Source organism: Leifsonia aquatica H1aii (genome assembly GCF_000633535.1).
Lineage (GTDB): Bacteria > Actinomycetota > Actinomycetes > Actinomycetales > Microbacteriaceae > Leifsonia > Leifsonia aquatica_A.
Window position 1 is genome coordinate 165,526 of the sequence record NZ_AYMR01000007.1, and the last position, 15,648, is coordinate 181,173.

General features: G+C 67.1%; 9 protein-coding genes. All 9 read left to right on the top strand.

The annotated features are described in order from the left end of the window. Positions 1-256: 256 nt before the first annotated feature. Positions 257-3,754, top strand: coding sequence for a DNA-directed RNA polymerase subunit beta (gene rpoB, locus U870_RS0106370; RefSeq protein WP_025156580.1), 3,498 nt, complete (start codon positions 257-259; stop codon positions 3,752-3,754). Positions 3,755-3,803: 49 nt separating this feature from the next. Further along, the gene (gene rpoC, locus U870_RS0106375; protein WP_025156581.1) at positions 3,804-7,679 is read left to right on the top strand and encodes a DNA-directed RNA polymerase subunit beta'; all 3,876 of its coding nucleotides are present in this window, start codon (positions 3,804-3,806) and stop codon (positions 7,677-7,679) included. Positions 7,680-7,782: 103 nt separating this feature from the next. Further along, positions 7,783-8,013, top strand: a complete 231-nt coding sequence (locus U870_RS0106380; protein ID WP_025156582.1) for a hypothetical protein — start codon at positions 7,783-7,785, stop codon at positions 8,011-8,013. Positions 8,014-8,280: 267 nt separating this feature from the next. Continuing rightward, positions 8,281-9,945: a GspE/PulE family protein gene (locus tag U870_RS0106385; RefSeq protein ID WP_025156583.1), complete on the top strand. Its 1,665-nt coding sequence runs from the start codon at positions 8,281-8,283 to the stop codon at positions 9,943-9,945. A gap of 8 nt (positions 9,946-9,953) precedes the next feature. Next, the gene (locus tag U870_RS0106390) at positions 9,954-11,597 is read left to right on the top strand and encodes a type IV pilus twitching motility protein PilT (protein WP_025156584.1); all 1,644 of its coding nucleotides are present in this window, start codon (positions 9,954-9,956) and stop codon (positions 11,595-11,597) included. Further along, positions 11,597-12,823 carry a type II secretion system F family protein gene (locus U870_RS0106395; protein ID WP_025156585.1) on the top strand — a complete coding sequence of 409 codons (1,227 nt, stop codon included), beginning with the start codon at positions 11,597-11,599 and terminating at the stop codon, positions 12,821-12,823. The genes U870_RS0106390 and U870_RS0106395 overlap by 1 nt, the downstream gene beginning before the upstream one ends. 176 nt (positions 12,824-12,999) lie before the next feature. Then, a complete protein-coding gene (locus U870_RS25030; protein ID WP_025156586.1) occupies positions 13,000-13,431 on the top strand; it encodes a type IV pilin protein in 432 nt (143 codons plus the stop codon). Positions 13,432-13,537: 106 nt separating this feature from the next. After that, the gene (locus U870_RS0106405; RefSeq protein WP_081815195.1) at positions 13,538-14,935 is read left to right on the top strand and encodes a type IV pilus modification PilV family protein; all 1,398 of its coding nucleotides are present in this window, start codon (positions 13,538-13,540) and stop codon (positions 14,933-14,935) included. A gap of 35 nt (positions 14,936-14,970) precedes the next feature. Further along, positions 14,971-15,618 (top strand): hypothetical protein, encoded by a 648-nt coding sequence (locus U870_RS0106410; protein ID WP_025156588.1) that lies wholly within the window; start codon positions 14,971-14,973, stop codon positions 15,616-15,618. The last annotated feature ends 30 nt before the right edge of the window (positions 15,619-15,648 follow it).

Sequence of the window (15,648 nt, forward strand, 5' to 3'; positions counted from 1 at the left end):
ACCCCCGGTCAAGAAAAGACTGGACACGGCGCGCCCTTTTGACATATAGTTGTTCTTTGCGCTCCCAGTCAGATCTTTCGCCTTCATATTGCGGTCGGCTTCGTCTTTCCCCGCGCGCGTCTGGGCTCGGTCATCCGAGTCATATACGGCGTCCGTGCATCGCTGGGAGTGGCTGTTCATCAGAACACTCGTCCTGACATCGACATATCACTGACCGACAGTAACCGGCCCGGCGGGGCCCACGGAGGTTATTTCATTGGCTGCTGCGCGCAACGCAACCAACACTGACAAGACACCCAAGAACGGACGAGGCGCATCCCGTCTCTCGTTCGCCAAGATCACGGACACCCTGACGGTTCCCGACCTGCTCGCTCTGCAGACCGAGAGCTTCGACTGGCTGGTCGGCAACGACGCGTGGAAGGCCCGCGTCGCCGAAGCCGAGGCCCAGGGTCGCCAGGATCTGCCCGGGAGCACCGGACTCGAGGAGATCTTCGAGGAGATCTCTCCCATCGAGGACCTCGGTGAGACCATGCAGCTCTCCTTCACCAACCCGTTCCTCGAGGAGAAGAAGTACTCGATCGACGAGTGCAAGGAGAAGGGCAAGACCTACGCCGCCCCGCTCTACGTCGAGGCCGAGTTCATGAACCACCTCACGGGTGAGATCAAGACCCAGACGGTCTTCATGGGCGACTTCCCGCTCATGACCGAGCGAGGCACCTTCATCATCAACGGCACCGAGCGTGTCGTCGTGTCGCAGCTCGTCCGCTCACCGGGCGTCTACTTCGAGGCCACGGCCGACAAGACCTCCGACAAGGACATCTACTCGGCACGCATCATCCCGAGCCGTGGAGCCTGGCTCGAGTTCGAGATCGACAAGCGCGACCAGGTCGGCGTCCGCATCGACCGCAAGCGCAAGCAGTCCGTCACCGTCTTCCTCAAGGCGCTCGGTCTGACCAGCGAGGAGATCCTCTCCGAGTTCGCCGGCTTCCAGTCGATCGAGCTGACCCTCGAGAAGGACGCCATCCTCACCAAGGAGGAGGCGCTCAAGGACATCTACCGCAAGCTGCGTCCGGGTGAGCAGGTCGCCGCCGAGGCCGCGCGTGCGCTCCTCGACAACTTCTACTTCAACCCGAAGCGCTACGACCTCGCCAAGGTCGGCCGCTACAAGATCAACCGCAAGCTCGGCCTCGAGGCCCCGCTGACGGACTCGGTGCTGACCGTCCAGGACATCATCGCGACGATCAAGTACCTGGTCTCCCTGCACGACGGCCAGACCACGTTCAAGGGCCTCCGCAACGGTCAGCCGGCCGACATCCGCCTCGACGTCGACGACATCGACCACTTCGGCAACCGTCGTATCCGCGCCGTCGGCGAGCTCATCCAGAACCAGGTCCGCACCGGCCTCTCCCGCATGGAGCGCGTCGTCCGCGAGCGCATGACCACGCAGGACATCGAGGCGATCACCCCGCAGACCCTGATCAACGTGCGCCCCGTCGTCGCCGCGATCAAGGAGTTCTTCGGAACGTCGCAGCTCTCGCAGTTCATGGACCAGAACAACCCGCTCGCGGGCCTGACCCACAAGCGTCGCCTCTCGGCCCTCGGACCCGGCGGTCTGAGCCGTGAGCGCGCCGGCGTCGAGGTCCGTGACGTCCACCCGTCGCACTACGGCCGCATGTGCCCGATCGAGACCCCGGAAGGCCCGAACATCGGCCTGATCGGCTCGCTCGCATCGTTCGCGCGCATCAACTCGTTCGGCTTCATCGAGACGCCGTACCGCAAGGTCGTCGAGGGCCGGGTCACCGACCAGATCGACTACCTGACCGCTTCCGAGGAGGACGACTTCGTCGTCGCGCAGGCCAACGCCCCGCTCGACTCGAACGGCCACTTCACCGAGGAGCGCGTCCTCGCCCGGCAGAAGGGCGGCGAGGTCGACCTCGTCCCCGCCGACGAGATCGGCTACATGGACGTCTCCCCGCGCCAGATGGTGTCGGTGGGTACCTCCCTGATCCCCTTCCTCGAGCACGACGACGCCAACCGAGCCCTCATGGGTGCGAACATGCAGCGCCAGGCGGTGCCGCTGCTCCGCTCGGAGAGCCCGGTCGTCGGAACCGGTATGGAAGGCTTCGCGGCCATCGACGCCGGTGACGTGGTCACGGCCGACAAGTCCGGCGTGGTCACCGAGGTCTCGGCCGACGCGGTCACCGTCCAGGCGGACGACGGCACGATCAAGACCTACTACCTGCGCAAGTTCGACCGCTCGAACCAGGGCACGTCGTACAACCACCGCGTGATCGTGGACGAGGGAGACCGTATCGAGGCCGGGGAGGTCGTCGCTGACGGCCCCGCGACCGAGAACGGCGAGCTCGCGCTCGGCAAGAACCTGCTCATCGCGTTCATGCCGTGGGAGGGCCACAACTTCGAGGACGCGATCATCCTCAGCCAGAACCTGGTGAAGGACGACACCCTCTCCTCGATCCACATCGAGGAGTACGAGGTCGACGCCCGCGACACCAAGCTCGGCAAGGAGGAGATCACCCGCGACCTCCCGAACGTCAGCCCGGACCTCCTGGCCGACCTCGACGAGCGCGGCATCATCCGCATCGGCGCCGAGGTGCGCCCCGGCGACATCCTCGTCGGCAAGGTCACGCCGAAGGGCGAGACCGAGCTCTCGGCCGAGGAGCGCCTGCTCCGCGCGATCTTCAACGAGAAGAGCCGCGAGGTGCGCGACACCTCCCTCAAGGTCCCCCACGGCGAAGAGGGCACCATCATCGGTGTCAAGGTCTTCGACTCGCAGGACGGCGATGACGAGCTCGGCTCGGGCGTCAACCAGCGCGTGGTGGTCTACATCGCCCAGAAGCGCAAGATCACCGCGGGTGACAAGCTCGCCGGCCGTCACGGCAACAAGGGCGTCATCTCGAAGATCCTGCCCGTCGAGGACATGCCGTTCCTCGCGGACGGCACCCCGGTCGACGTGATCCTCAACCCGCTGGGCGTGCCCGGTCGAATGAACTTCGGCCAGGTCCTGGAGATCCACCTCGGCTGGATCGCCCAGAACGGCTGGGAGGTCAAGGGCAAGCCCAAGTGGGCCGCCGACCTGCCCGAGGCCGCGTTCAGCGCGGCCCCCGGCACCAAGGTCGCCACCCCGGTGTTCGACGGCGCGAAGGAGGAGGAGATCGCGGGCCTGCTCGACTCGACCTTCCCGACGCGCGACGGCGACCGCCTCATCGGATCCTCCGGCAAGACCCAGCTCTTCGACGGCCGCTCCGGCGAGCCGTACCCGGACCCGATCTCGGTCGGCTACATGTACATCCTGAAGCTGCACCACCTGGTCGACGACAAGATCCACGCCCGTTCGACCGGTCCGTACTCGATGATCACCCAGCAGCCGCTCGGTGGTAAGGCGCAGTTCGGTGGACAGCGATTCGGTGAGATGGAGGTGTGGGCCCTCGAGGCCTACGGCGCCGCGTACGCGCTGCAGGAGCTCCTGACCATCAAGTCGGATGACATCCTCGGCCGCGTCAAGGTCTACGAGGCCATCGTCAAGGGTGAGAACATCCAGGAGCCGGGCATCCCGGAGTCCTTCAAGGTGCTCATCAAGGAGATGCAGTCGCTCTGCCTGAACGTCGAGGTCCTCTCGGCCGACGGCCAGCAGGTCAGCCTGCGCGACGCGGACGACGAGGCCTTCCGCGCTGCGGAAGAGCTCGGCATCAACATCTCCTCCCGCTTCGAGTCCTCGTCGATCGACGAGATCTGACCCGGTAGCCAGACCCACCTGACGAATTCTTAACAGGAGAGAGTGAACATTGCTCGACGCAACAACTTTTGATGAGCTGCGTATCGGACTGGCCACCGCCGACGACATCCGTCGTTGGTCCTACGGCGAGGTCAAGAAGCCGGAGACCATCAACTACCGCACGCTGAAGCCGGAGAAGGACGGTCTCTTCGGAGAGCAGATCTTCGGCCCGTCGCGTGACTGGGAGTGCTCGTGCGGCAAGTACAAGCGCGTCCGCTTTAAGGGCATCGTGTGCGAGCGCTGCGGCGTGGAGGTCACCAAGTCCTCCGTCCGTCGTGAGCGCATGGGCCACATCGAGCTCGCCGCCCCGGTCACGCACATCTGGTACTTCAAGGGTGTGCCCAGCCGTCTCGGCTACCTGCTCGACATGGCGCCGAAGGACCTCGAGAAGGTCATCTACTTCGCCGCCTACATGGTGATCAGCGTCGACGAGGAGGGCCGTCACTCCGACATGCCCGGACTCGAGAACGAGCTGCGCCTCGAGGTCAAGACGCTGTCCGACCAGCGCGACTCCCGGGTCGCCGAGCGCCTCCAGCGCCTCGAGGTCGACCTCGCAGCGCTCGAGGAGGAGGGCGCCAAGGCCGACCAGAAGCGTCGCGTCAAGGACGCGGCGGAGAAGGAGATGGGCCAGATCCGCAAGTCCTTCGACGAGGACATCGCCCGGCTGGAGCGCGTGTGGGAGTCCTTCCGCACCCTCAAGGTCGGCGACCTCAAGCCGGAGGATGCGGACTTCAACGAACTCATCGACCGGTACGGCCTGTACTTCGAGGCCTACATGGGCGCGGAGTCGATCAAGCGCCGCCTGCAGGCGTTCGACCTGACCGCCGAGGCCGAGCTGCTCCGCGAGCAGATCGCCACCGGCAAGGGCCAGAAGAAGATCCGCGCGATCAAGCGTCTGCGCGTGGTCTCGTCGTTCCTCGCGACCGGCAACTCGCCGGCCGCGATGGTGCTCGACGTCGTCCCGGTCATCCCGCCGGAGCTGCGCCCGATGGTGCAGCTCGACGGTGGCCGCTTCGCGACCAGCGACCTGAACGACCTCTACCGCCGCGTGATCAACCGCAACAACCGTCTGCGTCGTCTGCTCGACCTCGGTGCCCCCGAGATCATCGTGAACAACGAGAAGCGGATGCTGCAGGAGGCCGTCGACGCGCTGTTCGACAACGGCCGCCGCGGCCGCCCGGTCACGGGTACCGGCAACCGCGCCCTCAAGTCCCTCAGCGACATGCTGAAGGGAAAGCAGGGACGCTTCCGCCAGAACCTGCTCGGAAAGCGCGTGGACTACTCGGGCCGTTCGGTCATCATCGTGGGTCCGCAGCTCAAGCTGCACCAGTGCGGTCTGCCCAAGCAGATGGCGCTGGAGCTGTTCAAGCCGTTCGTGATCAAGCGCCTGATCGACCTGAGCCACGCTCAGAACATCAAGGCCGCCAAGCGCATGGTGGAGCGTTCGCGCCCGCAGGTGTGGGACGTGCTCGAGGAGATCATCCGCGAACGCCCCGTGCTGCTGAACCGCGCGCCCACGCTGCACCGTCTGGGCATCCAGGCGTTCGAGCCCCAGCTCGTCGAGGGCAAGGCCATCCAGCTGCACCCGCTCGTCTGCGCCGCGTTCAACGCGGACTTCGACGGCGACCAGATGGCCGTGCACCTGCCGCTGTCGGTGGAGGCCCAGGCCGAGGCCCGCATCCTGATGCTCGCCTCGAACAACATCCTGAAGCCGTCCGACGGCCGCCCGGTCACCCTGCCCTCGCAGGACATGATCATCGGTCTGCACCACCTCACCACCGTCCGCGAGGGCGCTGTGGGCGAGGGCCGTGCGTTCTCGTCGGTCTCCGAGGCGATCCTCGCCAAGGACCAGGGCTCGCTGCACCTGAACGCCACCGTCAAGATCCGTCTCGACAACTACGTGCCGTCCGACGCGGCGGACACGGGTGTCGAGCCGATCACCGCGATCGTGGAGACCACGCTGGGCCGCGCCCTCTTCAACGAGGCGCTCCCGGCCGACTACCCCTACGTGGAGGCCGTCGCCGACAAGGGCATGATCTCCTCGATCGTGAACGCCCTCGCCGAGCGGTACCCGAAGGTGGAGGTCGCCGCGGCGCTCGACCGGATCAAGGACGCCGGCTTCTACTGGGGCACCCGTTCCGGTGTGACCGTCGCGCTGAGCGACATCCTCACGCCGCCGAACAAGCCCCAGATCGTGGCGGGCTACGAGAAGAAGGCCGCCAAGATCACGGCGGAGTTCGAGAAGGGTCTCACGACCGACCTCGAGCGTCGTCAGGAGCTGGTGAAGCTCTGGACCGAGGCCACCAACGAGGTCGCCGAGGCGATGCGCGCCAACTTCCCGGCCGACAACACCATCAACCGCATGGTCACCTCGGGCGCCCGTGGTAACTGGCTGCAGGTGCGCAACATCGCCGGTATGCGTGGTCTGGTGAACAACCCGAAGGGTGAGATCATCCCTCGCCCGATCATCTCCTCGTACCGCGAGGGGCTGTCGGTGGCGGAGTACTTCATCGCGACGCACGGTGCCCGTAAGGGTCTGGCCGACACGGCCCTCCGTACGGCGGACTCGGGCTACCTGACCCGTCGTCTGGTGGACGTCTCGCAGGATGTCATCATCCGCGAGGACGACTGCGGCACGACCAAGGGCCTCGACCTCCCGATCGCGACGGTCGGCGAGGACGGCACCCTGACCCGTGACCCGAACGTGGAGAACTCGGTGTTCGCCCGGACGCTGGCCGCCGACGCGGTCTCGCCGGACGGCACCGTGGTCGCCGCCGCCGGTGACGACGTGGGCGACGTGCTCATCGACAAGCTGGTCGCGGCCGGTGTGGTGGACATCAAGGTCCGCTCGGTCCTGACCTGCGAGTCCGCGGTCGGCGTCTGCGCCGCCTGCTACGGCCGTTCGCTCGCGACCGGCAAGCTCGTCGACATCGGCGAGGCCGTCGGCATCATCGCGGCCCAGTCGATCGGTGAGCCTGGTACCCAGCTGACGATGCGTACCTTCCACACCGGTGGTTCGGCCTCCGCGGACGACATCACCCAGGGTCTGCCGCGCGTCCAGGAGCTGTTCGAGGCCCGCACCCCCAAGGGTGCGTCCCCGATCGCCGAGGCCGCCGGCCGCATCGTCATCGAGGAGACGGACAAGTCCCGCAAGGTCGTCCTGACCCCCGACAACGGCGACGAGCCGCACATCTACCCGGTGCTCAAGCGCTCGACCCTCCTGGTGGAGGACGGACAGCGCGTCGAGCTCGGTCAGCAGCTGATCGTCGGCACCGTCGACCCGAAGGAGGTCCTCCGGGTCAAGGGTGTCCGCGAGGTGCAGAAGCACCTCGTCGGCGGCGTGCAGGGCGTCTACCGCTCGCAGGGTGTGCCGATCCACGACAAGCACATCGAGGTCATCGTCCGCCAGATGCTCCGCAAGGTCACCGTCGTCGACCACGGCGACACCGACCTGCTGCCGGGTGAGCTCGTCGACCGTTCGCGGTACAACGAGATCAACCGCACGGCGCTGCAGGAGGGCAAGAAGACGGCCTCGGCCCGTCAGGAGGTCATGGGTATCACCAAGGCGTCGCTGGCGACCGAGTCGTGGCTGTCGGCCGCGTCCTTCCAGGAGACCACCCGCGTCCTGACGCAGGCGGCCATGGAGGGCAAGTCCGACCCGCTGATCGGCCTCAAGGAGAACGTCATCATCGGTAAGCTCATCCCGGCCGGTACCGGCCTGCAGCGCTACCGGAACGTCACCGTGGAGGCGACGGAGGAGGCCAAGGCGGAGCGGTACCCCAACCGCATCTTCGCCGACGACTCCGCGTTCAGCGAGAACGACCTGAGCTTCGTAGACTTCGACAGCTTCAGCTCGGACGACTACACCCCCGGAACCTACAACTGAGGTCCCGTACGATCGAAGGCCCTCGGCGCTCTGCGCCGGGGGCCTTCCTCGTTCCCGGCCGCGGGCGTCCGCAGCGGCGGGGAACGTGGGGGAGAATGGGAGCATGTGGCGCCAGCTCCTCGAGTACACCGATTCGACCGGCCGTGCGATGGTCGGCTGCGCCGGCGTCGTATTCGTGATCGCCGTCGTCAGCTTCGTGCTCGGCATCGTGCAGGCGACCTCCGGCCATGCCGCGGGTTCCCTCCCGTATTGGCTGACCACCATGGGCTGCGCCGTGATCGCCGGCGTGCTGGTCTACCTGGCGAGCCGCCGCGGAGACCTCCGCCGCCGCTGAGCGACCCGGACGCCCGCGAGACGTGAGTCGTTGCGGGTCCACGGGGTGACGCACCCGCACCTTCTCACTTCTCGCGCCGCCGGCGCGCCGCCGCTGGCCCCCGGGCGCGTGGCACCCGTGGGCGGGGCACCTGTAAGCGGGGCTGTCACGTGTGTGACAGCTGGGAATACGGTGACATCGCTTCGCCGCCTCCGGTATCTCGCCCGGGAGCGGCGCGGTCCGCCCGGGGCCCCCGACCCGGTCGGCCTTCCCCCCGAGGAGGTCCCTGTGGCGTCCATGACCGAGATCCTGATCCTCCACGGCCATCTGCCGATCGAGTACCTGGACACGGTGTCCAGCGAGCCCGCTGCCGACGAGTCGACCGTGCGCGACCTCCTCGCGCGCGGGGCGATCACGGCCGGCCAGGTGGCGCGGGCGCGGGCTGCGCAGTCCGGCCTCCCGTTCGTCGAACTCGCCGACTACCCGGTGGACCGCGCCGCGGTCGGGCTCATCCCTGGCACGCTCTGCCGGCGGCACGTCGTCCTGCCGATCGGGGTCCGGGACGGCACGGTCGTCCTGGCCATGGCCGACCCGGGCAACGTGTTCGCCATCGACGACGTGCGTGCGGCCTCTCGGATGGGCGTGGCACCGGCGGTCGCCGACGTCCCGGACCTGCTCGCCGCGATCGACCGCTACGTGCGCGCCGACGACGAGCTGAGCGACCTCACCACGACGCTGGAGGAGGAGAGCGCGCCCGTCGAGGACACGTCCTTCGCCGACTCGGGCGACGACGACGCCCCGATCGTGCGGTTCGTGAACCTGCTCGTCAGCCAGGCCATCCAGGACCACGCCTCCGACATCCACATCGAGCCCGCCGAGCACGACGTGCGCGTCCGCTACCGGATCGACGGTGTGCTGCACGCGATGCAGAGCGCGCCGAAGGCCATCCAGAACGGCGTGATCTCGCGCCTCAAGATCATGAGCGACATCGACATCGCCGAGCGGCGCAAACCGCAGGACGGCCGCATGTCGGTCGTGCACGGCGGCCGGCAGATCGACCTGCGCGTGGCGACCCTGCCGACCGTCTGGGGCGAGAAGGTCGTCATGCGCATCCTGGACAACACCAACACGGGCATGACCCTGCGCGACCTCAACCTGCTCGAGCGCAACTTCGAGACCTACCGCGCCTCCTACTCCAAGCCGTACGGGATGATCCTGGTCACCGGGCCCACCGGCTCCGGCAAGTCCACCACCCTCTACACGACGCTGAACGCCGTCGCCCGCCCCGAGATCAACGTCATCACCGTCGAGGACCCGGTCGAATACCGGATGCCCGGCGTCAACCAGGTGCAGGTCAACCCGAAGGCCGGCCTCACCTTCGCCAGCGCGCTCCGCAGCATCCTGCGCAGCGACCCGGATGTGGTGCTGCTCGGCGAGATCCGGGACCACGAGACCGCGCAGATCGCGATCGAGGCCTCCCTGACCGGCCACCTCGTGCTCTCCACCCTGCACACCAATGACGCTCCGAGCGCCGTCACCCGTCTCACCGAGATGGACATCGAGCCCTTCCTCGTCGGCTCGGCCCTCGACTGCGTCGTCGCCCAGCGTCTCGCCCGGCGGCTCTGCGACCGGTGCAAGCAGCCGGCGGCCTACAGCGCCGACGATCTGCGCCGCCTCCGCTTCCCCCTCCCGGACGATCAGCCGGTCCCGCCCGTCTTCATGCCGGTCGGCTGCCCCACCTGCTCCAACACCGGGTACCGCGGGCGGATCGCGGTGCACGAGGTCATGGCCGTCACCGAGGAGATCGAGCGGCTGGCCGTGCAGCGCGCATCGAGCGCTGAGATCGCCCGGGTGGCGCAGGCACAGGGGATGCTGACGCTGCGCGCCGACGGCTGGGAGAAGGCCAAGCTCGGCCTGACGTCCGTGGAAGAGATCCTTCGAGTGGTGGCCTAGGAGGGCACATGACGATCGATGACAACGCCTGGGGCGGCTATCCCGCGCCGACGGCCAAGCCGCTGTACGAGATCCCCGTCGTCCCGCCCGGGGCGACCGCTGACGGCTGGGCCCCCGGCGCCGGCGTGCCGCTGCAGCCGCCGACCTACGTGGCCCCGCCGGCGCCGCCGCTTGCGCCGCCGGCCTCGCCGCTCACGCCGCCGGCTGCGCCGCTCGCGTCGCCGATCGCCGCGCTCCCTCCGGTCGCGGCGTCACCCGCTGCGGCGCCGCTCCCTCCCGCGCCGCAGCCGGCGGCCCCGCCCGCCGCGGAGTTCCCGGCCCCCACCCTCTACTCGCTCGACGAGGTTCCGGCCGGTCCTCGTCTGGTCCCGGCGGGCCGTCGGGCGGCCGTCGTCGCGGAGCAGGCAGCCGCCGCTCAGACGAAACCCGTCCCGCATCCCGACATCGACTACGACGCCGAGGTCGCCACCCTGACGGCCGCCGAACGCGAGGCCCTCGAGAAGGCGGACCCCGAGCTCGTCGCCGCGCTGCGGGAGGTCGTGCTCCAACGCGCCTCCGACCTCCACGTCACCGTCGGCGCGCCGCCGATGGTCCGCATCGACGGCGCGCTGACACCTGCCGGCCCCGCGGAGCCATGGGGACACGAGCGCACCCTTGCCGCGCTCACCAGCCTCCTCACCGAGCGGCAGGCCGAGCTGTTCAAGCGCGAGCTCGAGCTCGACTTCGCCTTCACCATCTCGGCGAACTCCCGCTTCCGCGTCAACTTCTACCAGCAGCGCGGCTCCGTCGGCGCCGCCTTCCGTCTCATCCCGACCGAGATCAAGCAGTTGCGCGAGCTCGGCGTCCCGGAACAGATCGGCGGCTTCTCGACGCTTCCCCGCGGCCTCGTCCTCGTGACCGGCCCCACCGGCTCCGGCAAGTCCACGACGCTGGCCGCCCTCATCGACCTCGTCAACTCCACCCGCGCCGACCACATCGTGACGGTCGAGGACCCGATCGAGTTCATGCACACCCACAAGCGCTCGATCGTCAACCAGCGCGAGGTCGGCCACGACACCCACAGCTTCAACAACGCCCTCAAGCACGTCCTCCGCCAGGACCCGGACGTCATCCTCATCGGCGAGCTCCGCGACCTGGAGACGATCTCCGTCGCCCTGACCGCGGCCGAGACGGGCCACCTCGTGTTCGCCACCCTGCACACCCAGGACGCCCCGCAGACGATCGACCGCGTCATCGACGTCTTCCCGCCCCACCAGCAGGACCAGGTGCGCGCCCAGCTCGCCGGCACCCTGCAGGGCGTCGTCTGCCAGACCCTCGTCAAACGCGCCTCCGGCCGCGGCCGCGTGGTGGCGACCGAGGTGCTGATGATGACCCCGGCGATCGCCAACCTGATCCGCGAGGGCAAGACCTACCAGATCGCGTCCGCCATGCAGGCGGGTCGCGGGGACGGGATGCACACGATGGACCAGCATCTGGCGGAGCTGGTCAACGTGGGCGCGATCACTCGTAAGGCCGCGCTGGAGAAGGCGCACGACCTGGAGAGCATCACGCGGCTGATCCAGCGCGTGGAGTCGCCGGGCGACGCTTCGGGGCGTGCGATGGCATCGGGCGGCCCGGACTACGGGGACTCGTACTCAGGGATGGTGCGGTGATGTCGAATGCGACTGCGTTCGTCTACAAGGGGCGGAACGCCGACGGCAAGGTGGTGAAGGGCAAGCTCGACGCACCCGGCGAAGCCGCGGTGGCCGCACGGCTGCGAACGATGGGTCTCTCACCGATCGCCATCGAGAAGGCGCCGGAGGCGACCGGGCTGAACCGTGAGATCAATCTGAGTCTCGGGAGCGGTGTCGGACTGAAGGACCTCGCCGTGGCCAGCCGCCAGATGGCCACCATGATCGGCGCGGGACTCTCGTTGCTCAAGACGTTGAACATCCTCGCGGATCAGACGGCGAACAAGAAGCTCGCGACCGTGCTCGGGAGAGTTCGAGACGATGTCGAGACGGGCGTGTCGGTGGCCGACGCCATGCGCAAGGACGAGGCGATCTTCACACCGCTGATGGTCAACATGGTGCGTGCGGGTGAGACCGGAGGCTTTCTCGACGGTGCGCTTGAGTCGGTCGCGGCGAACTTCGAGAAAGAGGTGAAGCTCCGCGCCACGATCAAGTCCGCCCTGACGTATCCGATCATCGTCTTCATCATGTCGATCGTCGCCGTGGTGGCGATGCTGATCTTCATCGTGCCGGTGTTCGAGAACATGTTCAAAGGCTTCGGGAAGGAGCTCCCCCTTCCCACGCAGATCCTCGTCCTCCTCTCCCATGCGATGGTCTGGGTCGTTCCCGTGCTTCTGGTCGGGGGCGTCATCTTCGCCGTCTGGTGGAACAAGAACAAGAACGAGGAGCGAGTACGCCGCCGGATCGATCCGCTGAAGCTCCGGCTCCCCGTCTTCGGGATGCTGCTCAAGAAGATCGCGATCGCACGATTCGCCCGAAACTTCTCCAACATGATCGGGGCCGGTGTGCCCATCCTGAGGGCGCTTCAGATCGTCGGTGAGACCAGCGGCAACTGGGTGATCGAGAACGCTTTGGGGGCAGTACGAGAAGGCGTTCGCCAAGGCGAGGCGATCGCTGCTCCGCTGGCCCAGCAACCGGTCTTTCCCGCCATGGTGACGCAGATGGTCGCGGTCGGCGAGGACTCGGGGTCGTTGGAGACGATGCTCTCGAAGATCGCCGACTTCTACGAGCAAGAAGTCGCGGCGGCGACCGAGCAGCTCACGGCGATGATCGAGCCGCTCGTGGTCGCCTTCCTCGGCGTGATCATCGGCGGCATGGTGATCGCTCTCTACATGCCGATCTTCCAGATTGCGACAGTGGTCAAGTAGACGTGCCCAACCTGGGGGTCAGTTGCAAAATTCATCCCTCTAACTGGGGTAATTCTTGGGAGAAAAACCCCCCAATCGTGGGATTCTGCCGAGATTTTGCTCCGAATTACCATCAAGCCACCGGACGGGGACTCGCACCCTTCCGTATCGATTCCCCCGACCGAATGGAAACCGAAATGTACTTCCGACTCATGGGCAAGCTGAACGCTCGCCGCAAAGGCATGCTCGAGGAGAACGAGAACGGGTTCACCCTGATCGAGCTCCTCGTGGTGGTCATCATCATCGGCGTCCTCGCCGCAATCGCGATCCCGGTCTATCTCGGGGTCCAGAGCGGCGCGAAGGACAACGCCGTCAAGGCCGACCTCACCAACCTCAAAACGGCCGCGGTTGCTTTCGAGACGTCGCACAGCGGCGCACTGCCCACGTCGATCACGGATCTCACCAGTTCGGTGACCATCAACGGCGACAACTACACCGTCACCCCGAAGCTCAGCTCGTCTGGCACGGGGTCGACCGCGACGTTCACCATTTGCGCTACCGGCAACAACGGAAATTCGTGGAAGGTCACCGATACCACGGCGCCCGCCACTGCCACTTCCTGCCCGTAACTTCACCCTGCGAAGCGGGGGCGGGGAGCCGAGCTCGGCGCCCCGCCCCCGCTGCATAGGTCCTCGTCCCACCCACCACCCGAACCCGATCCGAGGGAGGTGACCGATGTTCCGCATTCAGTTCAGCCCCCGCCCCTGTTCTTCTTCGGACGCCGGCTTCTCCCTGATCGAGGTCATGGTCGCGATGTTCATCTTCGCCGTCGTCTCCCTCGCTTTCGCCTCCGCTCTCCTCACGACCATGCAGGTCTCCAGCGACTCACTCGCCCGTCAGACGGCGAGCAGCCTGGCCGCAGGCCAGATCGACCAGGTCAGGACCATCACCGATCTGACCGCGCTGGACTCGTCATCCGCTCCGACGGATGTCTCGGTGGCGGGGCGCGTCTATCACGTCTCCACCATCGTGCGCTGGACCGGTGCGGGGTCCGGGACCGACGCCCAATGCAGTTCCGGGACGGGGCCGCTCTTGAACAAGGCGGTCAAAGTCGTCGTCTCGTGGGACGGAATGGCCGCCTCATCTCTTCCAGCGGAAGCGGACACCGTCGTGGCACCCAAGAGCCGGATCAGCGACGTCAACAAGGGTGTGATCATCGTTTCCGTCAAGAACGCCCAGGGTGCCGGCAACTCCGCCGTCGCGATCTCCGTCGTTCCCAATCCCACGACGCCCAACGGTGCCTCGGCCATCTCAGGCACGATCGATCCGACCGACGCGCAGGGGTGCGGGTACGTCCTGAACGTCACGCCGGGCAAGTACGACGTCTCCATCACCAAGGGCGGGACCTCGACTCCCTCGGTCGATATCACGCAGTCCACCTCGCCGAAGCAGACCGTCGATGTGAGCGCTGGAGCCACGGCGACGGCGCCGTTCCAGTTCGACCAGTCCGCGACGTTCATCCCTCACTACGCCAGCAACGTCACGGGCACCGTCGTCCTCCCTCTGACGATGGACACGACGTTCGTGAACACCTACGGCATCTTCACCACGACGTCCACCCCGACCCGACTCCACCCGTTCACGGCCGGATACACGGTGCTCGCGGGAGCTCTCGGCGTCAACGGCGGGACCGCTTCCAATTGCCTTGCCGTCGATCCTGGTGCTTGGCCCGCGACGACCGATTCGACCGGGACGTGGGCGGGAAAGCGTCCGGACGCGGTCGCGGCCGCCCCAGGAGGGTCGGCGGACGCGTACGTACCGATGGGGGCAGTCACCGTGTCCGGTCCGGCGAACGGATACCTCGCCGCCGCCGCGCAGACCACAGGGCCCTCAGGTTCGGGCAACCCGGGATGTGCAGTGCCGAAGACCTACCTCATCAAGCTGCCCGCGACGGGAACGGCGACCATCGCGCTCCCGTTCGGATCGTGGAAGATGACCAGTGGCACGACGGCAGGCTCGCAGACGACGAAGGTCACCGCGTCACAGCTGGCCCTTGTCACACGTGGCATGCTCGGGACCGCGAATGGCGACGCCGTTGTCACCTTGGACCCCCGCCAGTTGGTGACGCCGTGACGTCAGATCGACGATGTGCGCAGGGAGACGAGGGGATGACCGCCGCCGAGTTGGTGATCGCGGCCTTCGTCACCGCGATCGTCCTGGTGATGGTCTCGAGCTTCTTCTTCCGCGGCACGACGGCCATCATGCAGTCCCGAAACACGGCACTCGACGCGGGAACCGTGTCCAGCGCAATGATGGAGGTCTCCAAGGTCATTCGCTCGGGAGCCCCGAACCCGGTTCTGAACAACTCGCTCCCGGACCCGGTCGTGCTCGCCGGAACAGCCGAATCCGTGACGATCTACTCCTATGCCGACGCGGCGGTGACCGGTACCAGCCCGATGATCATGCAGTTCTCCGTCGATCCCACATCGCGACAACTCATGGAGAAGCGCTGGGCGGCGACGTCCAGTACCGGTGGCTATTTCAGCTTCCCGAACTACGCCACTGCGACCCCGACCTGGGCCCGCACCATCGCCGGCCCGATCGGGGCGACGCCGTCCGGCAAACCGCCCCTCTTCGTGTTCAACTCGGCAACCGGCCCGATCACGGTCGGCGGGTCGGGGCTGACCCTCACCCAGCGCAACAGCATCGTGTCGGTGCTGGTGACGATCCGCGTCAACGGAAGTGGGTACGCGGGCGCGACCGGGGCCGAGGAGCAGAACACCGTCGGACTCCCGAACCTGGGATTGGGGAACTGAACAATGTCGATCCACCGCTTGCGCCTCCTC